This is a genomic window from Exiguobacterium sp. s35, assembly GCF_018617535.1.
In the GTDB taxonomy this organism is placed as follows: domain Bacteria; phylum Bacillota; class Bacilli; order Exiguobacteriales; family Exiguobacteriaceae; genus Exiguobacterium; species Exiguobacterium aestuarii.
Genome location: NZ_JACSKI010000001.1, coordinates 1,734,782 through 1,755,436, shown reverse-complemented (window position 1 = coordinate 1,755,436; position 20,655 = coordinate 1,734,782). Strand labels below are relative to the sequence as shown.

The window sequence follows — 20,655 nt, the reverse complement described above, 5'->3', positions numbered from 1 at the left end:
GGGAAGGAAGGATCATATGGGCACACAGCTCGAAATCAACCGGCGTACGGATACAGCGTCACAGGCACCGCCACCTAAGAAAAAGAAAGGTAGTGAACGTGATCGCCGTGAAGCTGTACAAGGCATGACATTTATGTTGCCGACCATAATCATTTTAGTGACGTTCACGTTGCTTCCGATTGCGTATTCACTTTTCTTATCATTTACACGTGTGAATTTGTTTGGAGGCATCGATTTCCAATGGGTCGGCTTTGAAAATTACGTCAACGCATGGAACGATGATCGGGTCTGGACGGCTTTAAAAAATACGTTTCGTTATGCCCTTTTCGTTGTACCGATTCAAACGGCAATCGCACTTCTTATGGCGGCTGTCTTAAACTCCGGGATTCGTTTTCAAAATACATTCCGGACCATTTATTTCCTGCCGACGCTCACTTCAAGTTCGGCACTCACCATGATTTTTATGTTTTTGTTCAGTTTAAATGGTCCAATCAACAATGTTCTCGTCAGTCTCGGATTGTTAGATGCACCAATCAACTTCATCAATGAAACCGATTTTGCCCTCACGACCATTATGGTCATGAACATTTGGTCTACAGTTCCATTCTTCATGACAATCTATTTAGCGGGACTTCAGGATATACCGTCTTCGCTTTATGAGGCGGCTTCGCTTGATGGGGCAAATGCGTGGCAGAAACTGATGAAAATCACAGTTCCGAATCTCACTCCTGTGACGAACTATGTCCTGTTGATGGGAATCATCGGTTGTTTCCAATTATTTGACCAAGCATATATCATCTCAGGAGGAACCGGTGGGCCGAACAACGCAACACTTACATTCTCACTGATTATTTACCAATATGCGTTTAAAACAATTGGAACGATGGGGTATGCATCAGCACTAGCAATTATTTTGACAATCATCATCTTCACGGTCTCGATGATTGCTCGTAAGTTGAATAAAGAAGAATCGAACTATTAAGGAGGAATGGATATGAAAAAGAAAAAATGGCCGCGTATTGTCATGTATGTCATCCTCGTCTCTTACGCGCTCGTCACACTGTATCCATTCCTATGGGCAGTGCTCGCATCGTTCAAACCGTATAGCGAGATTGTAGCTGGAGGACTTACGCTTTGGCCAGAGAATCCAACGCTTGCAAACTTTGAACATATCTTTACGGAAGATCCGCTTTTTCCGCGTTGGATTATGAACTCCTTTTTGATTGCAACACTAGGGACCATTGTGAACGTCATTTTTAACACGATGGCAGGTTATTCGCTTGCGCGTCTTCGTTTCCCGGGACGTAACTATTTATTCCTGTTGATCTTGGCTGTCATGATGGTACCGGGACAAATCTTGCTCATCCCGAACTACTTGATCATGCGTTCGCTTGGAATCCTCGACACATATTCTGCGTTGATCATTCCCGGAGCCATCAACTTCTCCTACATCTTCTTGATGAGACAGTTCTTTATCAACTTCCCGCGAGAAGTGGAAGAAGCTGCACAAGTAGATGGGCTCAATCGTTTCCAAACGTTTTGGCGTATTGTCTTCCCGATGGCACGTGCATCGGTCGCGACGCAGGCCGTCTTTGTTTTCCTCGGGTTCTGGAATGAGTTCTTAAAACCGCTCCTTTATATCACATCACCCGAAAAATATACGCTCACGCTCGGACTTCAGTCATTTCAAAGTCAGAATGCCACGCAGTGGAACTACATCATGGCGGCTTCTGTCGTCAGTATCATCCCAATCATCATTTTGTACATCATGCTGAATAAGTACTTCATGCAAGGTTTGCGAATTGGTGGAGATAAATAAGGAGAATGAAAATGAAAGCTTTTATTTTTGATTTAGACGGTGTCATCACCGACAGTGCCGAATATCATTACTTAGCATGGAAAGCGCTCGGAGAAGATTTAGGGATTTCGTTTGACAGAGAATTCAATGAGACACTAAAAGGTGTGAGTCGAACTGAATCACTTGAACGAATCTTACGACTTGGGGGCCGTGAGAATGACTTTTCTTTTGAAGAGAAGGAGTTGCTTGCGACAAAGAAGAATGAACACTACGTATCACTTATTTCAAAAATCACGAATGCAGATATCTTGCCAGGCATCGAAGTGTTTTTGAAAGAGTTGAAAGAAGCAGGTTACAAAATCGGAATGGCGTCAGCTTCGAAGAATGCTCAGATGGTGACGAGCCAACTTGGATTGCTTGAAGCGTTCGACCATATTGTTGATGCGGCAACTGTGAAGAATTCAAAACCACATCCTGAAGTTTTTCTCCAGGCTGCTGAAGCGCTGCGAGTCGATCCGAAAGAATGTGTTGGCATTGAGGATGCGGTTGCAGGAATCACGGCCATCCATGAGGCGGGTATGTTTGCCGTCGGAATTGGCGACCCAAATGTCTTGACTGAGGCAGATCTTGTCTTCGAAGACACAGCGCATCTCAGACTAGAGAAGCTATTGGTTCGAATTTAAAAACGAAGCCTCGGGTGTTCACACTCGAGGCATTTTTAACGAGGAGGAGTTGGAATGGAAAGGACATGGTGGAAAGAGGCCGTCGTATATCAAGTGTATTGGCGGAGCTTTTTCGATACAGACGGAGATGGATATGGTGACTTAGAAGGTGTGCGTCTAAAGTTACCGTACATTCAAAAACTTGGAGTGGATGTGGTCTGGCTCAATCCATTCTATGTATCGCCGGATAAAGACAATGGATATGACATTGCCGATTATTATGGTGTCATGGATCGAGCAGGCACGATGGAGGATTTTGAACGCTTGTTGACAGAGGCGCATGCACTCGGTCTGAAAGTCATTCTGGATCTTGTCGTTAACCATACTTCAAATCAACACCAGTGGTTCCTGGAGTCAAAGAAAGGCGTCGACTCACCAAAACGAGCTTACTACATTTGGCATGACCCAGTGCAAGGGAAAGCACCGAACAATTGGCGATCATATTTTGAGCCATCCTGTTGGGAATGGGATGAACATAGCGGACAGTATTATTACCATTCATTCGCAGTTGAACAACCTGACCTCAATTGGGAAAATGAAGAATTGCGCCATGAAATTTATAAGATGATGCGGTTTTGGCTCGATAAAGGTATTGATGGATTCCGAATGGATGTCATCAATCTTCTTGCAAAACGAAAAGACTTATCTGATGTCGAGAATCCGTATGATTTAAGCTATTTAGCAAATAATCCTGGAATCCATGAATATCTTCAAGAAATGCATGAGGAAGTACTACGACATTATGATTGTATGACGGTCGGTGAGATCCCGTTCGTTACACCGAAAGAAGGCGCACTCTATGTAGATGAGGGACGTCATGAGCTAAATACGTTGTTCCATTTTCAAATCGCCGATGAGATGCCGACATGGGATATGCTCCGCTTCAAAGAAATTCAGCGTGATTGGTACGAAGGATTGAAAGGAAAGGGGTGGAATTCGCAATTTTTAAACAATCACGACCACACACGTCAGGTGACGCGATATGGTAATGGTGGGGAACATCGTATCGCCTCGGCAAAGCTATTAGCAACCTTGACACATACACTGCCGGGCACGCCTTATATCTATCAAGGTGAAGAAATAGGGATGACTGGTGTTAAGTTTGATTCGATTGACGATTATCAAGATATTGCGATGAAAAATCGATATATAGAAGAAGTGAATAAGGGGAGAAATGCCAATGACGTATTGACCAGTTTGCAACTATTGAGTCGCGATAACTCGCGGACACCGATGCAGTGGAATTGCAATAAAGAAGCTGGATTCACACAAGGAACGCCTTGGATGAGCGTAAATAAAAATTATGTCGAGTTGAACGTAGAAATGGATATGCAGCGGGAGGATTCTGTATTTCGTTACTATCAAAAATTGATTCAATTGAGGAAGTCGCATGAGGCACTTGTATATGGTGAGTTTAAAGACTTAGATCCATATGATGAATCGTTGCATGTATATGAGCGTTCTCTGAGAGAAGAACAATTTTTGATTATTCTCAATCACTCGGATGATTCTCATCCTATACCCATACCGACAGCATGTTATAATCTCGTCTTACAAAATCTAGACAATGAGACCAATCAGATGCGCCCGTATGAAGCAAGAATCTATAAGAAGACCATCAAATAGGGTGGTCTTCACGCTTTTTTCTTCGTTCCCCGAAACGCAAAAAACATCGCAATCCCGATACCGATTCCGAGCCACCAGTTATCGAGGGTCAGACCAAAGACGACGGCGAACACGACGGCGACCGGGATAGATAAGTATCCACGTTGTTTCATCTTTATTTCCTCCTCTCTTCATCACTTCTCTATTCCCAAAACGCCATCGCTTCATTCTTGAATCCAATCAAATGACGAGACGAAAAAACGTCCGACGGTATGAATCAGTCGGACGTCAATGGAAAGGAGGATTGTGGCAAAGGACAACTCGTCCGGGTATGAAGCTCAATGGTGAAGGTCGTACCCTCACCGTAAACGGAATCCGCATGGATGCCCCAACCATGGGCTTCTGCGATTCGTTTACAGATTCGCAGACCGAGCCCCGTACCTTTGATCGATTGGTGGGCGGCTGAGTCTACACGATAGTATTCATCAAAGACATATGGGAGCGCATCAGCCGGAATTCCAATGCCGGTGTCTGATACGGACAAGACGACCGTATCGCCACATTCCTCGACTTGTGTATGGACCGTGCCCCCATCTGGAGAATATTTGATGGCATTGCCAATCAAGTTATGGAGCAATTGCCGCAACTTTTCTTCGTCGGCTTGAATCCAGACATCATTCGTCTCAAACGTAACCGTATGAAGCGGCGAGGTCGTTTGATAACTCGACATGACATCTTCTAATAACGGACGGAGTGCGAATGTCGTCACGGACAATTGTTCGGCCGTATAACTCTCTTTTTGATAATCGAGAAAGTTATCGACGAGTCGCTCGAGCCGCTCCGATTCTTGTATCACTTGCTCTAGCATGTGATACGACTTCTCAGAACCTTCATGTCGCGCAATCAATAATTCGGTATAGCCATGGATGGCGGTCAAAGGAGTACGGAAGTCATGGGACAGCTCAGCAAGGAAAGCATCTTTTCGTTCTTCAAACCGAACGGCTTCCGTTTGGTCCCGCCACATGATGAAGACGCCTCGAGGTGTCCGAGTGAAGTTGAAGATGAGGTGGAGCGTTCGGTCTTCGAACTGAAGACGACGTGACGTCATACTTGGCCATTTCTCTGTCTCGCACTCCAGCAATTCTTGAATCAAATGGGTGACTTGCGACATGTCTGCGCCGTGCGATTCAAACGTCGTATAGAGAAAACGTGTCAATGCTTCCGTCGTGGGGAAGGATTGGGTCGTCATGGATGGACACCAGTGACGAAGGAGATGATTCGTATAGAGACGGTGTTTCGAGAAGTCGATATAACACATCGCATCCTGTACTTCTTCCACAATGGAAGCGATGGAGAACGTATGGCGGTCCTGTTTTTGACGAGCGGATCGTTTTTGCCTAACCCTACGAAATCGGCGCATCCACTTACCTCCTCGCAATCATTTGTATATTCATTCACAACAAGTATACGACATTTGAGGAGGAATCCCTATACAGGCAATAGTCCTAACAGAAACGTACCGAAATTGGGACGGATCGACGAGACGAAAACCTCTCCGCATAGCAAGCGGAGAGGTCGGCTTTAGTCCGTGACTTTCAGTTGTCCCATCATTCCGTTCTCTTCATGTTCGAGGATGTGACAATGGTACATGAACGTGCCGGTTTCAGTGAAGGTGAGTTCAATCTTCACTCGTTCATCTGGAGAAACGGCCACCGTGTCTTTCCAACCTTTCTCATGGTCGGCTGGCGTGTTACCATCTCGACTTATGATTCGGAATTGGACACCATGAATATGGAAGGGGTGCGTCATCCCACCCATCATATCCGGTTTGTTTTCAATCTCCCACACCTCGGTGTCTCCGCGTTTCGCTTCGATATCGATGCGGTCCGGGTCATATGTCTTTCCGTTGATGGATACCATATTGCCCATCCCGAACAGCGTGAGTCGGCGGTCTGCCTTCTCATCTGTAGAGAGCTCGATTGTTTCGTTTGTCGGCATGTCGATGGACGTCTTGTCGAGTTCACCAATACGAAACGTAGTGAACGGTACCCCATCCGCTTCTAAAGCAACGTTATCTTTTACTTGTGAGAAATCAATCAGCACCTCGGCCCGTTCGCCTGGTGTCAATGAGATGGTCTTCATCGGTACGGGGCGTTCCAATAGACCGCCATCTGTTGCGATTTGCGTCATCATCTCTCCGTTCGACAGGGTAAAGTCAAAATCACGCGCGTTCGAACCGTTGACAAGTCGCACTCGGAGCGCCTCGGTCTGAACATCGTACGTTGTATTGACGGCTCCGTTCGCAAGAATCGTATCCCCGGTTGTTCCGTCGACGTTCATGTGGGCATCGTAATCCAATTCCCCGTTTTTAGTAAACAATCGATCTTGTACGATGAGCGGGATATCGTCGACCCCGTATTCGTTTGGAAGGCCGCTCTGTGCATCGTCGGTCACATAGAGGAGACCAGCGAGTCCCTTGTAAACTTGTTCGGCTGTCGATCCCATCGGATGGGGGTGAAACCAAAGCGTGCTAGGTTCTTGGTCGATATCGAGTCGAACTTGTGCACGTTCACCCGCAGGCACAGCTTGATGTGGCCCCCCGTCCATTTCAGCGGGGATGACGAGACCGTGCCAGTGGAACGTTGTCGATTCATCTAATCGGTTGATTGTATCAATCACGACCGTCTTTCCTTTCGGCAGCTCGAGCATCGGTCCGAGTAAGTCTCCGTTATACCCGAGCGTTTCTGTCGATTTTCCATCTTGAAAAAAGCGTGACGTTCCTTCATCCGCTACTACCGTATAATAGATGGCACTTTCCGTGACGCGATCTGGCTTTAATGGCGTTGGAATCGGAAGTGGTTGTTCCGGTTCGTCAGATGCCTCGAGTTCTTGGGTAGTTCCGTGTCCCATCGGCCCGCTATTACCATTCCCCATCATGTGATCATCCATCTGTTCAAACGTCGAATTGTCTCCCCACATATGATTCATATTGTTCATATTCCATCTTCCATTGAATAAGACGAACAGTAGAACGAGAATGATTCCAATCAATATCCCTATCAAGAGGAACCACATTCCTTTTGATTTCATAATGTAACACTCCTTTTGTGATCAGTCCTTACTCTGTTTTACCACCTAAATGTGAAAGAAACATGAAAGTCAAAATCCGTTTATCCTGATACCGCACAGGGGTATACAACTCGTGTAAAGGAGAGGATATTATGATGGAACATGAGCACCATGAACACCATGAGGAAAGTCACGATTCTCATCATGGCGGACACGGACATGAGCATATGATTGACGATTTCAAACGACGTTTTTTCGTATCGCTCGGTCTGATGATTCCGATTTTGTTGTTGTCGGACATGATTCAAGAATGGCTTCGGTTTGAACTTGATTTCCCGTTTGAAAAGACAATCTTGTTTGTGTTGTCAACGATTGTGTACGTATACGGTGGATGGCCGTTCTTGAAAGGGAGTGTGGAGGAGCTGCGGGATCGTAGTCCAGGCATGATGATGCTCATTGGCTTGGCGATCAGCGTCGCTTACTTTTATAGTGCGGCTGTCGTTTTCGGATATGGAAGTGGGCATGACTTCTTTTGGGAACTCGCTTCACTCATTGTGATCATGTTACTCGGTCACTGGATTGAGATGCGCTCTGTCATGGGTGCGTCGAATGCGCTGGAACAACTCGTGCAACTCCTGCCGAACGAGGCGCATCGCATCAATGGGGAAGACACAGAAGACGTCCCCATCTCTGAACTAAAGGAAGGGGACCGGATTCTCGTCAAACCGGGGGAGCAAGTTCCCGTGGACGGGAAAATCGTGAAAGGACGGACGACTATCGATGAGTCGATGTTGACCGGCGAATCGGTCCCGGTCGAAAAGACAGAAGGCGAAGATGTCATTGCAGGATCCATCAACCAAGAGGGCAGTTTGACGATTGAAACGATTGGTACGGGAGAAAGCACGTACTTATCAAAAGTGATCGAATTGGTGAGCGAGGCCCAAAAATCGAAGTCACGGGCTCAAAACTTGGCGAACCGTGCAGCGAAATATTTGTTCTATATCGCAATTGCGGCGGGGGTCATCACGTTCATGATCTGGTTTATGCTCGGATACTCGGTTGGAACAGCGGTCGAACGGATGGTGACGGTCATGGTCATCTCGTGTCCACACGCACTCGGACTGGCGACACCGCTCGTCGTTGCCGTCTCGACAGCGTTATCGGCGAAACAAGGTCTCCTCATCCGCAATCGGACTCAATTTGAAGAAGCACGTCGACTCGATGCCGTCATCTTTGATAAGACCGGTACGTTGACGGAAGGAAATTTCGGCGTCACGGACGTACAAGCGAGCGCATCTTATACGGATGAAGATGTACTTCGGTTAGCAGGGGCTGTCGAACGGGAGTCGCAACACCCGCTCGCACAAGGGATTTTGCGAGAAGCCAAAAAACGGGAGTTGAAATTGTCGGCTGTCGACAACTTCGGGTCGATGACAGGTGTCGGATTAGAAGGGTCGGTCGATGGTTCGCATATTCAAGTCGTCAGTCCACGCCATATCCGTGATCAGCATATTCAAATCGATGAGGAGACGTTCCGTCGACTCTCCGAGGAAGGAAAGACCGTCGTCTTTGTTTTGAAAGACGGAGAATGGGTCGGCATGATTGCGATGGCCGATTTAGTACGGGAAGAGGCGAAAGAGACCGTCGAGGCGCTTCGTGAAAAAGGTGTTCGTTCGATCATGTTGACGGGGGACAATGAAAAAGTTGCGCATTGGGTCGCGGGTCAGCTCGGGATCGACGACGTGTATGCCGAAGTGTTACCGGACGACAAGGCGAACCAAGTAAAGGATGTTCAAAAAGATGGTAGTAAAGTGGCGATGGTAGGAGATGGAATCAATGATGCTCCGGCACTTGCGCAAGCCGATGTCGGCATCGCCATCGGAAGTGGGACGGACGTTGCCGTCGAGACGGCAGACATCGTCCTCGTCCGCAGTAACCCGAAAGACGTGCTATCCATTCTAGAGCTATCACAAAACACATATCGGAAAATGATTCAAAATCTATGGTGGGCCGCAGGATATAACGTCGTCGCCATCCCGCTCGCTGCAGGGGTGCTGGCTCCGGTCGGAATCATTCTGTCACCAGCCATCGGTGCTGTTTTGATGAGCTTGAGCACGGTCATCGTCGCCATCAACGCCCGACTTTTAAAGATTTAACAAGTTTTTCATCTTTAGCACGTATGCTAGATGGGATGCTATAGATGGAGGGATCGAGATGAAACGAACGTTGATGCTATCACTTTTACTGACGCCACTGCTTTTATCGGCTTGTGGTGCAAAGGAAGAATCGTCAGACACTAATCAATCAGAGAGTATGACGACAACTACAAAAGACGAGTGGCAACGCGTGGGAGCGGATGAGATGGTGTCCCACATCCATGGGGCTGGATTTTGGCAAGACGACAACCGTCCGGTCATTGCAACCCATGCCGGATTGATGGAGTATCGAGAAGATGGCTGGTATACACTTCCGACGAATCGCCACGACTATATGGGCTTTGAACTCGTCGAGGACGGGTTTTATGCAAGTGGTCACCCGGATCGCCGAACGGACTATAAAAACCCGCTCGGTGTCATCTACGGGAAAGACCACGGTACGATGTTAGAAGTACGGTCACTCGAAGGAGAAGCGGATTTCCATTATATGAGCGCCGGATATGCGACAGGAACGTTGTACGTCTATTTAGAAGAGGCGACGTCCCAACTCGAGACAGGTTTCCATCGCTCGACAGATGGAGGGAAGTCATTTGAACCGATGCAGGTGAAAGGGATCGAAGGAGGACAAGTAGCAGGGATTGTCGCCGATGCGACGGATGCGGAGCGCGTCTTCTTGTACGGTCCGTCTGGGATCCTCGTTTCAAATGATTCCGGGGATTCATTTGAGCCACTTGTTGAAGCGGAACAGGTAGTCACGGTTGGAGCGGATGATGGGCAGTTGGCTTACGTCCGGCAGACAGACGGTTCTTTCGAAGGTGTTCGATTCAACTTAGACGCTGAGTCGACAGAGACGTTCAATCTTCCAGAACTTCAAACGGACGCTGTGCCAATCGAATTGGCAGTCAACGAGGAGCGCATGTTGCTTGTCGCATCGGATAATAGCGTATATGAGTTTACAGACGGGGAATGGGAGATGCGCCTCGACAAAGGTGAGCTCAACTGATCAAAAGACGCCTTTCCATTACAGGATAGGCGTCTTTTTGTCGAGGGGAAGCGTGACGGTGAAAGAAGTACCCGATGCATCGGAGGATACCGTCAACGTCCCGCCGTGGCGAGTGACGATTTGATCGGCGATGGCGAGTCCGAGGCCACTACCACCGGTCTGTCTGGAGCGTGATTTTTCCACGCGATACAGCCGGTCAAAAATATGAGGCAAATCTTCTGTCGGAATGCCTTTCCCGTCATCGCTGATGGTCAAGACGAGGTGTGTGTCCGTGACGTGTGAGTAAAGCGAGACATGCGAGGCCTCGCTATGTTCAATCGCATTATGGGCGATAGAGCGGAAGACTTGAAGCATGCGGTGACGATCTAATGTAAGCGCGATATCTGGTTGTCCTGCGCTCGGTGAAGCATCGAAGCGAATCGTCGTCATCCGGAACATTGTATCGAGCATTCGGCGTAAGTCCGCACAAAACGTGGTGACGGTCACTTCTTCTCGATGCAACAAGAACGTGTTTTCATCGAGTTGTGCCAATTGAAACGCATTTTCGACGAGTTCGGTGAGCGAACGACTTTCTTCTAAAATGGTTTGAATCGATTGTTTGCGAAGTGATTCAGGCGTACTCTCTTTTGAAGCGATCTCGGCATACCCTCTCAAGTAGGTGAGAGGGGTCTTAATTTCATGCGAAAGATCGGAAAGGAACTGATGCCGTTCTCGTCGCAGTCGAGATAGTTCGACAGACATCGATTCGATTGAGCGGGCCAATTCGCCGATTTCATCGACTCGGTTCGTCGGCAATTGTAACTCGTCCGGGTTCGTGAGCACGTTCTCTGTCGCTCGTCTCAACGACTCAATCGGTTTTGAAATGAGACGGCTCAGGAGAATGAACGTCAGCACGGTCGTCACGAGTGCGATGGCCGTGATATATAGAAATCGCCATTGAAGGCGGTGACTGATCCCATGAATGATCTCGGTCGGTAAAAACATATAGACGTATCCATATCGTGTGCCGGCATCGTCCGTAATCGGTGTGCGGACACTCAAATACGGTTCGTTTTCCCAATCATCCTCTAGAACGGTCGTGTCATCAAAGGGACCAGTGCGTTTTTTCGAATCGACGGTGTCGACTAAGACTTGAGGAAAAGAGTGCGAAGTTTGTAGCGTATCATGAGCAGTATCGGTAATAGCGACTTTCGTGTCGGTCTCACTTTCCATGGTGGCCACATGACTGATCGTTTCTTCCGAAAAATTCATCGCCAATACGCTTGCATGGCTCTCGGCCCGAGATTCGAGACGATTGATTTCTTCTACCACGCGTTCCCCGAGTAACGTGTGATAGAGGAGAAGGAATAACACCCCTTCAATCAAGAGGGTGGATAGGAGAAAGACGAGGCTAATCCGAAACGGTAAACTGTTACGACTTCGCTTCATCCAGAACGCTCCTCGGTCCAACGATAGCCACGTCCCCAAACCGTCTTCAAATAGTCGTCGATTGGAAATCCAGCATCCCCTAACTTTTCTCGAATCATACGAATATGTGCATCGACCGTACGAGGGTCGGATTCGGCAGAATAGGGCCAGACGAGGTCATAGAGATCCAAGCGATTGAAAAGTCGATTCGGATGCTGGAGGAACAACTTCAGGATGGCCGTCGCTTTTGGGGTGAGGACGACCTCTTGTTCTTCATAAAGGATGCGTCCGCTCTCTTCGTCGTAACGGAGCGGACCATAATGGATATTCACAACCTTGCTTCGCCGTAAGACGGCACGGATCCGGGCGAGGAGCACGTTCCCATCGAATGGTTTGGTGACGTAATCATCCGCACCGGCATCTAGCCCTTGAATTGTCGTCTCATTGTCTGAACGTGCCGTCAACAAGACGACAGGCAATGTCGGATCGATCGTCTTCAGTTGACGACAAAGGGAGATACCATCCACTTCCGGCATCATGATATCTAAGAGGACAAGGTCCGGGCGTTCTTCAATTTGTTCGAGTGCTGAACGGGCATCGCTTGCTTCTAAACAAGAATAGCCATCGCTCTCGAGAAACAGACGAATCAAATGTCTCATTTTTTCTTCATCGTCCACAATGAGGATTTTCATCACGCATCCCTCCTTCCTGTTATCGTTCCGCGTGCTTTGCGTGATTTCCTTCCGGAACGAAAAGAGTCTGTAGTTGTTCATATGCACGTGTCACGTCTCGACAGTAAATAACTGGTACGCGCGCATCAATCGGTCGATCCGTAACGATAGCCACTGCACCGTTTCGGATAGCTGCTTTCACCAGGTCGACGCCGCGTTCATTGACGGGGCGATTACATACATATAAAAAAGTTTTATTTATTTTTTCTGGTGTCGTCCCGATTCCACGAATCGCCATCTCTTCCGGACGATCGAGATAGGACCACGATAAGACAGAATCCAATGTTGCCAGTACATCACGCAGTGTCACCTGTTGCATCAATGTTCCCCTTCCTTGCATAATCTCAATTTCATCAGTCTACCCTACGTTTGTGAAAAAGAAGTGAAAGCTTTGGAAAACACGCTATGACTGAGAAAGATGCAGGTTTGAGTGCAGAACAAGTAGGTAAAAGTACTTCTACATGCATAACGAGAAAGGGTGAACGAGATGAAATCGTACGGAAAATTTGGAATCATGATTGCGGTCTCTACATTTTTGATGTACTGGCTCATGTATTTGAACGTCTTTCAAATCAATCATATCTTCTATAGTCAGACGAGGTTGTATATGGCACTCATCATGGGATCGGTCATGGCATTCGTCATGCTTCTCTTTATGTGGGGGATGTACAAGAACAAAACACTTAATTTTATCATCCTAGGGGTCAGTGTCCTCGTCTTCAGTGCCTCGCTCTGGCTCGTACGCAGTCAGACGACGGTCGATGACGTCAGTTGGATGAAGGCAATGATTCCCCACCACTCCATCGCCATCTTGACGAGTGAGCGTGCGGAAATCGAAGACCCGCGTGTGAAAGAACTGTCTGAAGAGATCATCAAGGCGCAGCGCCGTGAAATTGAAGAGATGAAGCAACTGATTAAAGATTTAGAGGATGAAGAAGAGAACGCAGAAGAGAATCAAGAGTAACAGGCATACACAGTCATGATTGACTGTGTATGTTTTTTGATTTTAGGAAAAATGAGGGAAGTAAGTTAGAATTTGTTTTCCTTTATTTGAAATATAAATGACATATTTGTCGATTCGTTTTGGTGGTAAAATTTTTTCATCAAGATAATATAAAAAATAAAAATTTAAATACATAATTGAAAGGATTTACCATACTATGAAACGAAAGATGCTTTCTCTCCTCTGTGCTGCATTGCTCACCATCGGAATCTTCACCCCAGCCGGTACGCCTGCTGAAGCAGCGACCACGTATTATGTCAAAGTCACGACCAACAGTTTAAACGTCCGTTCGGGCCCAGGCACGACGTATGCGATCGTTGGAAGCGCGAAGTTAGGCCAGTCGTTCAAGTATCTCGGCGTAAGCGGGGGATGGACGAAAATCAACTTTAACGGGACAGTCCGTTACGTATCGAGTACATATGTGAAGAAGTATAGTGTGACGACACTCTCGACGACGTCGACAGCAAAAATGATCATCCCGACAAAAGGAACGTTAACGCAAAAATACGGTCCAGCGAGCGGACAATACGGCTACACGTTCCATAACGGCATCGACTTGGCGGCACCGAGAGGGACTCCAGTCGTGGCGGCCGCATCTGGACAAGTCATCGTCTCCCGGAACTACGGGGCGTATGGGAATCACATCATGATGACCCATCAGTTAAATGGCCAAACATACATCACGGTATACGCACACCTCGACCGCCTCAATGTCGTCAAAGGACAGACGGTCGCAAAAGGGGCGACAATCGGAGCGGTTGGCAACACCGGCAACTCATTCGGAAACCATCTCCATTTTGAAGTACATCGGAACAGCTATGTATATAGCAGTTCAGCTCCTGCCAACAGTATCAATCCATATACGATGTTTTAATGCAAAAGCACGCGCCCCATATTTGGGAGCGCGTGCTTTTTGGTTAATGAATAGTTGTTCGTTTGTTCCGTCCGATTTGGTTGGCGATGATGAGGCTGACACCAAGGACGACACCAAACACCAGTCCGAATAGGTTGTTGAAGAGTAACATGAGGATGATCCCGAAAACGAGACCGATACTCATGAGGCCAATCCGATCAAACATAGTGAATCCCCTTTTCTGTAGTTGTGCACCTCATTGATTACCCGATTTTCAAAGAAAGAACACCGACGAAATGGATCGATTGATTCATTATACGTGTTTGGATGAACTAGGTTTCGTTTTGTAGAAACTATAGAGGACGCTAATCAAGATGACGAGAATGATTGTCCCGAGCGACATCCAAATCGGCATCTTGTACACATCACCTAACATCATCTTCGCCCCGATAAAGACGAGCATGAAACTGAGGCCGTGCTTCAAATAGTAGAAACGGTCAATCAAGTTGGCGAGGACGAAGTAGAGACTACGAAGTCCAAGAATCGCCATGATATTCGCGTAGAAGATGATATACGGGTCACGCGAATACGCGAAGCTCGCGGCGACCGAATCGACGGCAAAGACGATATCCGACAATTCGATGAAGATGAGCGCGATGAAGAGCGGTGTGAAGAACAACTTCCCATTGATGCGTTTCGTGAACTTCCCAGATGAAATGTCTTGTGTGATTGGAAGGCGTCGCTCGAGCCAACGAATCGTCTTGTTCTCTTCAAGTGACTCGTCCTTCCCGATATTCTTGTACATCATCCAACCTGTATAGACGAGGAACGCTCCGAACACGTAATACACCCAACCGAAGTTTTCTAAAAGCGATACACCAGCGACGATGAAGACGGCGCGGAAGAAAATGGCTCCGAGAATTCCCCAGAATAACACTTTATGCTGATACTTGAGCGGGATGGCGAAATAGGCAAAGACGAGCGAGAAGACGAACACGTTATCGATGGCGAGTGCCTTCTCGATGAAGTACACGCTCGCATATTCCGTCGCCGCCGTACTACCTTGCGTATAGAACAACCAGCCTCCGAATACAATCGCAATCCCGATCCAGACAAACGTCCATGTCCACGCCTCGCGGAGCGAGACTTCGTGTGCCTTGCGGTGGAACACCCCGAGGTCAAGTGCGAGCATGAAGATGACGATGAGTAAAAACCCGATGAGTAGGGTCAACAACAATTCCCCCTTTTGAGTTCGTATGAACTTCTATATATTTAATTTAAGTTCATATGAACTTAAAGTCAACTGTTATTTTGTCGGTATGTGTCGTTACGTTAATTGCCTGAACAGAAAGGGAATATGGTCTGAAGCATGAGAAAGGGGATGACCGTATGAAGTATTTAGTCACCGGGGCAACCGGTAAATTAGGGTCAAAAATTGTAGAGGAGTTACTCAAATCAATCGATGCGAGCGACCTTGCTGTCAGCGTACGGAATCCAGAGAAAGCAGCATCGCTTAAAGAACGTGGGGTCGACGTACGCCACGGTGATTTCGATCAGCCGGACACACTCGATGAAGCGTTCAAAGGCGTTGAACGTCTCTTGATCATCTCGGCAGATGGAGACAATGACACACGGATTCGTCAACATACGAACGCAGTCGAGGCGGCGAAACGGGCAGGTGTCTCATTTATCGCCTATACGAGTCTCGCCGATGCGACAGATAGTGAGAACTTGATGGCACCCCCACATGTCGTCACGGAAGAAGCGATTGTAGAATCGGGGATTCCGTATGCATTCTTGCGGAACAACTGGTACTTAGAGAACGAGTTGTCAAGTATTCAGGCAGTGCTTGATGGGGCGCCATGGATCACGGCAGCACGGGACGGGAAGGTCGGATGGGCACTTCAACAAGATTATGCGGAAGCAGCGGCGAACGTTTTGTTGAAAGAACAGCAGGAGAGTGCGGTATATGAATTGTCGGGACCGCTCCATACGCAGCAGGAGCTCGTCGATGCATTAAGTGAGGTGCTTGGTCGCGAAGTCGCGATGCAAGAGTTGAACCTCGAAGCGTATGAAGAAACGATGCGCGGGGCAGGGCTACCTGATGACGTGGTCGCACTTCTCGCTGGCATTCAGCGAAGCATCCGTCAAGGAACGCTCGAGATTCATGAGAGTGACTTTGAACCGGTTCTCGGACGTCCGGTCACACCGCTCACTGAAGGGATTCGTCAACTGCTCGACAGATAAACAACATTCCCCCGACCAAACGGTCGGGGGAATTTGTGTTAGGCGCGGGATGCGTGATTTTCAAGTTGTGTCGTCACATCTTCAAGTGCGTTCGCTGTGACGGCGAGTCGGTCCGACATGGAGCTGAGCTCTTTTTGGATGGCGACTTGTTCTTCTGTTGCGGCGGCCACATGGTGAATCTGTTGCTGGAGTTCGCTTGCCGCATGCTTTGTCGATTCAAGGCGTGTCTCGAGCGTTTCCATCTGGGCCGTCACGTGTTGCCGCGTCTCTTGAATCGACGCAATTTGTGCATCGATTTCAGACACGTCTTCTGTGAGACGACCGAAGACGGCCGTCACGTCGTTCGTGACGGTTTGGCAGTTCTCTGTCGCTTCTTTAAACAAGTGGGCGGATTTCGATACGACCGTCGTATCCTCCATTAATCCGCCAAGGACACGTGTCATCTCGGACGCATATTCTCGAGACTGCACGGCGAGTTTTCCGACTTCAGAGGCGACGACAGCGAATCCACGACCGGCCTCTCCAGCACGGGCCGCTTCAATCGAAGCGTTCAAGGCGAGCATGTTCGTCTGTTCACTGATTGAGCCGACTTGCTGCAAGATGCCTTGGATTTCAGATGAACGATTTGACATCGTTGCGACAATCCGTTCGAGTTGTTCGGACTCGGTGATGATTTCTTGCACTTTTTCTTCCATGAGACGCATATCCGTATTCCCGGAAAGGGCATCTGTCGCGATACGTGACGAGGCAGCGGCCGTCTGAGCCATTCGTTCTTGGATGAGTGCAGTGAGTGAACGGATCGATTGAATCTCATCCGCCCCTTGCATCATCGATGTTTGTTGCGATGAAGCGTGCGCAACGATTGGGTCGACGGTGATGGCGATCTGCTCGCCAGATTCGAGCGATTGGTTCGCAGCCGATTCGAGTTCCTCCGCATGTCCGTTTAAGGAATGGACGAGGGAACTGACATCCTGTATTGCTTGTTGAAGCAACGCTCGTGTTTCCTGTTCTTGTGTCTCGATTCGTTCCGATTCTTTGTTGCGGTAGTAAATCTGGGCGACGAGTACCGCACTGAGCAGGATCAAGTAGACAGCATGAATGAGCAACAAGCTGAACGGATAATCGCTCGTTCCACAAATCATCTCAGGGAATAAAGCATATCCCGCTAAATGTTGAACCGCGAAGATGCCAGCGCTGTAGAGGATCAAGTCGATGCGGCGCATGAACGACAAGATTGCCAAGACGACAAAGATGGAAAAGTGATATTCGACGAGTCCTTGTCCACCGGCGACCGTCGAGATGCTCGCGAAGGTGAGCGTCAACATCATCCAGTGCGGGAACGTCTTCTGTTCTCGTTTCAAGCTGACGAACATCATCCCGAAAAAGACGAGTGGAAGAGCGAATAACACCCACGTCATAGTTGAATACACATAATCATCTGCACCGTTCCGTAAAATCGTATACGTATAGGCAAATTCTGTGAATCGGTGAAGCAAATGGACAACAACCGACGTCATCACAATCAATAACGTCGTCAACAACATCAACTGATTTCGTTTCGTAAAACTCATGTTTCTTTCCTCACATTCTCGTGTTCATTTGTTGTAGCTCTATACATATCGGACGGATGTCCCGAATGTTTATCGGAATTACATGTTCACAACACAAAAAAGGAGCTCCAGGCTCCTTTTGATGTTCAATGTGATTTACCGTACCACTTGTTATAGAAATGGTATGGTTCTTTCGCCTGTTCTGTCGTCAAAAATACAAACTTCTCACGAGTCAAATGTCTCAACATATAAGACAGTGATTCAGGGGAAGTGGCATGATCGTGCATGAGAACGATGGATGCCTGATAGTATGAACGATGGGCACGTACTTGTTTAATGGTTTGATAGCGCATCGTCTTCTGGTCCTTTTTGTATTTCCAGTCGAGCGTATCGACGTTCCAGTCCCACATCTTGAATCCGGCTTTCTCCATCGCCTGGCGATGTGCCTTGGTCATATGCGGCACGCTACCGTATGGGACACGAATCGTCGTCGACTTCACACCGGTGATGTCAAAAATCAATTGTTGGACCTGCTTCATCTCGTTGACTGCGGTTTTCGGTGAACGATAGAAGGTCTTTTTGTCGTGGGTCATGCTATGTAGTCCGATTGTATGTCCCTCGTCGACAATCCGTTGAAGAATGGCTTCATTTCCTTTGATTTTCTTTCCGAGAATAAAGAATGTTGCTTTTACGTTGTACCGTTTCAAGACGTCGAGTAACTTCGGCGTATATTGATTCGGTCCGTCATCGAACGTCAAATACACCATCTCGCCTTTATTATAGCGGGGATGGGACTCATTTGCTGAGACAGAAGCAGATGAACTGAATAAGAGGAATGCAGCTAACAGACAGACGATTGATTTTTTTAGCACAAATCGATTCTCCTTCAATTGTTGGTGTGGATATTATTCCCACATATAATTTACAATATTAGGGTTTTGTGATTCAAACGCCTTTTTATGCGGAAGGAGAATCGATTTTTCAATTTAAGCCAAGCCATTTTTTAACCGGTTCACGGAAGATATACGTCACGACAATCAATCCGACGAAGACGAGTGCGGCGATGAAGATCGTGGTGACGCTACCTGACGCGAGGCTCGCTCCGAGAAAACTATAAGCGAACGTCCCGGGAATCATGCCAAGAACCGTCGCTGGGACAAAGGCACGGAAACGGACGCGGGAGATGCCTCCGGCGTAACTGAGTAAGTCGAAACTGACGAGTGGGATGAGCCGTAAGACGAACACATATAAGAAACCGCGGCGCTCCATCTGGGTGAACAGCTTCTCCGACCAAGGATAACGGTCGACGTTAACGACCGAGCGTCCGAAGAAGCGTCCCATGACGTAACCGGTCGTCGCAGCAGCGGTCGCACCAATAATGATATAGAGGACCCCAGGCCAAACGCCGAACGCGAGACCGGCTCCAAGTGATAGCACGGATGTCGGTAAAAAGGCGACCGGACCGATGGCGTATAGAAAAATAAAGAATAACGGACCCCAAAAACCAAACGACAAGACGATATCCCGTATGTCAGACGGACGCAACTCATAATGGAAATGGGTGATGTAGAACAACGTGCCAAATACGAGTAAAAACAAAGTGATTTTAAGCCAACGTGGCATGAGGCGCCCCTCCTTTTTTCTAAGCATACCGCATTCATCGTTCATGACAGAAAACGAATGTGCGAAAAAACCGAAGCGTTAGCCTCGGTTTCCTTCATAGCGCTGAATCCATTCATCGACAGATATTTTTTCGGCGAGTTCCCCGACCAAATCAAACGGAATCCGCTTCACGTTGTTGAAGCGAATACAGCTTTTCCCCATGTCGAGTTTCGTCGGGACGCGTTTTGCATACTCTTGTTCGAACCAAGCGAGTAGTTCAGGATCAGCGTAAATTCCCATATGATAAAGCCCGACATGGCGCTTTTGTGCGATCACGCTGATGAAGGGAAGGGGTGTACCCGGCGTCACGTGATAACCCGACGGATATCGCTCGAGCGGGACGACGTAATGGACTCCGTGTCCATCGGTCGTCTTTTCAAACCCGTCAGGTAAATGGTCATCGATGACCTCAATCAGGTGGATGAAGGAATCGAGCCGTGCCTCGTCCACAAGTGTCGTCATGTCCATCATGATTCGCCTCCTCGTAAGATTTTCTCCATTTTCTTCCCCTTCGCCAATTCATCAATGAGCTTATCGAGATAACGGATTTCACGCATGAGTGGTTCTTCAACGTTCTCGACGCGCACCCCACAGACGACACCTTTGATGAGGGCGCGGTCTTCGTTCAAATGAGGCGATGAAGCGAAGAATGTATCAAAATCAACCTCGTCAGCAATCTGACGCGCGAGTCCGGTCTCATCATATCCCGTCAACCACTCGATGATTGTGTCGACCTCTTCTTTCGTCCGTCCTTTTCGTTCGGCTTTAGCGACGTAGAGCGGATAGACGCTCGCAAAGCTCGTCGTATATATGCGGTGTGCCATAGGTCTCCCTCGTTTCTGTCCTGTT

Annotated in this window: 22 protein-coding genes; 9 read left to right on the top strand and 13 right to left on the bottom strand. The window is 48.0% G+C overall.

The annotated features are described in order from the left end of the window. Positions 1-16: 16 nt before the first annotated feature. From KNO75_RS08890 to KNO75_RS08875, 4 genes are read left to right on the top strand one after another with little or no spacing between them, the layout of a single operon-like run. Positions 17-982, top strand: a complete 966-nt coding sequence (locus tag KNO75_RS08890; protein ID WP_214821214.1) for a carbohydrate ABC transporter permease — start codon at positions 17-19, stop codon at positions 980-982. Between the two features lie 12 nt (positions 983-994). Continuing rightward, complete coding sequence (locus tag KNO75_RS08885; protein ID WP_214694430.1) at positions 995-1,819, top strand: carbohydrate ABC transporter permease; 825 nt, start codon at positions 995-997, stop codon at positions 1,817-1,819. A gap of 11 nt (positions 1,820-1,830) precedes the next feature. Next, positions 1,831-2,481, top strand: a complete 651-nt coding sequence (gene pgmB, locus KNO75_RS08880; protein ID WP_214821212.1) for a beta-phosphoglucomutase — start codon at positions 1,831-1,833, stop codon at positions 2,479-2,481. 54 nt (positions 2,482-2,535) lie between these two features. Then, complete coding sequence (locus KNO75_RS08875; protein ID WP_214821210.1) at positions 2,536-4,146, top strand: alpha-glucosidase; 1,611 nt, start codon at positions 2,536-2,538, stop codon at positions 4,144-4,146. A gap of 8 nt (positions 4,147-4,154) precedes the next feature. On the opposite strand, the gene KNO75_RS08870 is transcribed toward KNO75_RS08875, so the two are convergent. From KNO75_RS08870 to KNO75_RS08860, 3 genes are all read right to left on the bottom strand, one after another. Beyond that, positions 4,155-4,298: a hypothetical protein gene (locus KNO75_RS08870; RefSeq protein ID WP_026825140.1), complete on the bottom strand. Its 144-nt coding sequence runs from the start codon at positions 4,296-4,298 to the stop codon at positions 4,155-4,157. Positions 4,299-4,402: 104 nt separating this feature from the next. Further along, positions 4,403-5,545 (bottom strand): sensor histidine kinase, encoded by a 1,143-nt coding sequence (locus tag KNO75_RS08865; protein ID WP_214821208.1) that lies wholly within the window; start codon positions 5,543-5,545, stop codon positions 4,403-4,405. A gap of 161 nt (positions 5,546-5,706) precedes the next feature. Beyond that, complete coding sequence (locus KNO75_RS08860) at positions 5,707-7,215, bottom strand: multicopper oxidase family protein (RefSeq protein WP_214821206.1); 1,509 nt, start codon at positions 7,213-7,215, stop codon at positions 5,707-5,709. A 131-nt stretch (positions 7,216-7,346) separates the two neighbouring features. Here KNO75_RS08860 and KNO75_RS08855 point away from each other — a divergent pair, with 131 nt between their 5' ends. Beyond that, positions 7,347-9,350: a heavy metal translocating P-type ATPase gene (locus tag KNO75_RS08855; protein WP_214821204.1), complete on the top strand. Its 2,004-nt coding sequence runs from the start codon at positions 7,347-7,349 to the stop codon at positions 9,348-9,350. A 58-nt stretch (positions 9,351-9,408) separates the two neighbouring features. Then, positions 9,409-10,353: a F510_1955 family glycosylhydrolase gene (locus tag KNO75_RS08850; protein ID WP_214821202.1), complete on the top strand. Its 945-nt coding sequence runs from the start codon at positions 9,409-9,411 to the stop codon at positions 10,351-10,353. An 18-nt stretch (positions 10,354-10,371) separates the two neighbouring features. Here KNO75_RS08850 and KNO75_RS08845 read toward each other — a convergent pair whose 3' ends face one another. The 3 genes from KNO75_RS08845 to KNO75_RS08835 are packed head-to-tail and all read right to left on the bottom strand — an operon-like array spanning position 10,372 to position 12,810. Continuing rightward, the gene (locus KNO75_RS08845; RefSeq protein WP_214786351.1) at positions 10,372-11,781 is read right to left on the bottom strand and encodes a sensor histidine kinase; all 1,410 of its coding nucleotides are present in this window, start codon (positions 11,779-11,781) and stop codon (positions 10,372-10,374) included. Beyond that, positions 11,778-12,452: a response regulator transcription factor gene (locus KNO75_RS08840; RefSeq protein ID WP_251126079.1), complete on the bottom strand. Its 675-nt coding sequence runs from the start codon at positions 12,450-12,452 to the stop codon at positions 11,778-11,780. The genes KNO75_RS08845 and KNO75_RS08840 overlap by 4 nt, the downstream gene beginning before the upstream one ends. Before the next feature lie 19 nt (positions 12,453-12,471). Further along, complete coding sequence (locus tag KNO75_RS08835; protein WP_214786353.1) at positions 12,472-12,810, bottom strand: hypothetical protein; 339 nt, start codon at positions 12,808-12,810, stop codon at positions 12,472-12,474. A 168-nt stretch (positions 12,811-12,978) separates the two neighbouring features. Here KNO75_RS08835 and KNO75_RS08830 point away from each other — a divergent pair, with 168 nt between their 5' ends. Both KNO75_RS08830 and KNO75_RS08825 read left to right on the top strand, forming a co-directional pair. Beyond that, positions 12,979-13,455 (top strand): DUF305 domain-containing protein, encoded by a 477-nt coding sequence (locus KNO75_RS08830; RefSeq protein ID WP_214786354.1) that lies wholly within the window; start codon positions 12,979-12,981, stop codon positions 13,453-13,455. 196 nt (positions 13,456-13,651) lie between these two features. After that, positions 13,652-14,368 carry a peptidoglycan DD-metalloendopeptidase family protein gene (locus KNO75_RS08825; RefSeq protein ID WP_214821200.1) on the top strand — a complete coding sequence of 239 codons (717 nt, stop codon included), beginning with the start codon at positions 13,652-13,654 and terminating at the stop codon, positions 14,366-14,368. 43 nt (positions 14,369-14,411) lie between these two features. On the opposite strand, the gene KNO75_RS08820 is transcribed toward KNO75_RS08825, so the two are convergent. Together KNO75_RS08820 and KNO75_RS08815 are read right to left on the bottom strand one after the other, a co-directional pair. Continuing rightward, positions 14,412-14,573 carry a hypothetical protein gene (locus tag KNO75_RS08820; protein WP_214821198.1) on the bottom strand — a complete coding sequence of 54 codons (162 nt, stop codon included), beginning with the start codon at positions 14,571-14,573 and terminating at the stop codon, positions 14,412-14,414. A gap of 87 nt (positions 14,574-14,660) precedes the next feature. Beyond that, positions 14,661-15,578: a TerC family protein gene (locus KNO75_RS08815; RefSeq protein WP_214821195.1), complete on the bottom strand. Its 918-nt coding sequence runs from the start codon at positions 15,576-15,578 to the stop codon at positions 14,661-14,663. Between the two features lie 158 nt (positions 15,579-15,736). On the opposite strand from KNO75_RS08815, the gene KNO75_RS08810 reads away from it, so the two are divergent. Further along, positions 15,737-16,594 (top strand): SDR family oxidoreductase, encoded by an 858-nt coding sequence (locus KNO75_RS08810; protein WP_214821193.1) that lies wholly within the window; start codon positions 15,737-15,739, stop codon positions 16,592-16,594. 38 nt (positions 16,595-16,632) lie between these two features. On the opposite strand, the gene KNO75_RS08805 is transcribed toward KNO75_RS08810, so the two are convergent. The 5 genes from KNO75_RS08805 to KNO75_RS08785 form a co-directional block, all read right to left on the bottom strand. Next, positions 16,633-18,165 (bottom strand): methyl-accepting chemotaxis protein, encoded by a 1,533-nt coding sequence (locus tag KNO75_RS08805; RefSeq protein ID WP_214821191.1) that lies wholly within the window; start codon positions 18,163-18,165, stop codon positions 16,633-16,635. A gap of 125 nt (positions 18,166-18,290) precedes the next feature. Next, the gene (locus KNO75_RS08800; protein WP_214821189.1) at positions 18,291-19,016 is read right to left on the bottom strand and encodes a polysaccharide deacetylase family protein; all 726 of its coding nucleotides are present in this window, start codon (positions 19,014-19,016) and stop codon (positions 18,291-18,293) included. A gap of 109 nt (positions 19,017-19,125) precedes the next feature. Then, positions 19,126-19,767 (bottom strand): TVP38/TMEM64 family protein, encoded by a 642-nt coding sequence (locus tag KNO75_RS08795; RefSeq protein ID WP_214786362.1) that lies wholly within the window; start codon positions 19,765-19,767, stop codon positions 19,126-19,128. Positions 19,768-19,845: 78 nt separating this feature from the next. Beyond that, a complete protein-coding gene (locus KNO75_RS08790; protein ID WP_214793065.1) occupies positions 19,846-20,277 on the bottom strand; it encodes a DUF1801 domain-containing protein in 432 nt (143 codons plus the stop codon). Beyond that, positions 20,274-20,630 carry a DUF2200 domain-containing protein gene (locus KNO75_RS08785; protein WP_214816547.1) on the bottom strand — a complete coding sequence of 119 codons (357 nt, stop codon included), beginning with the start codon at positions 20,628-20,630 and terminating at the stop codon, positions 20,274-20,276. Before KNO75_RS08785 ends, KNO75_RS08790 begins: the two co-directional genes overlap by 4 nt. Positions 20,631-20,655: the final 25 nt, after the last annotated feature.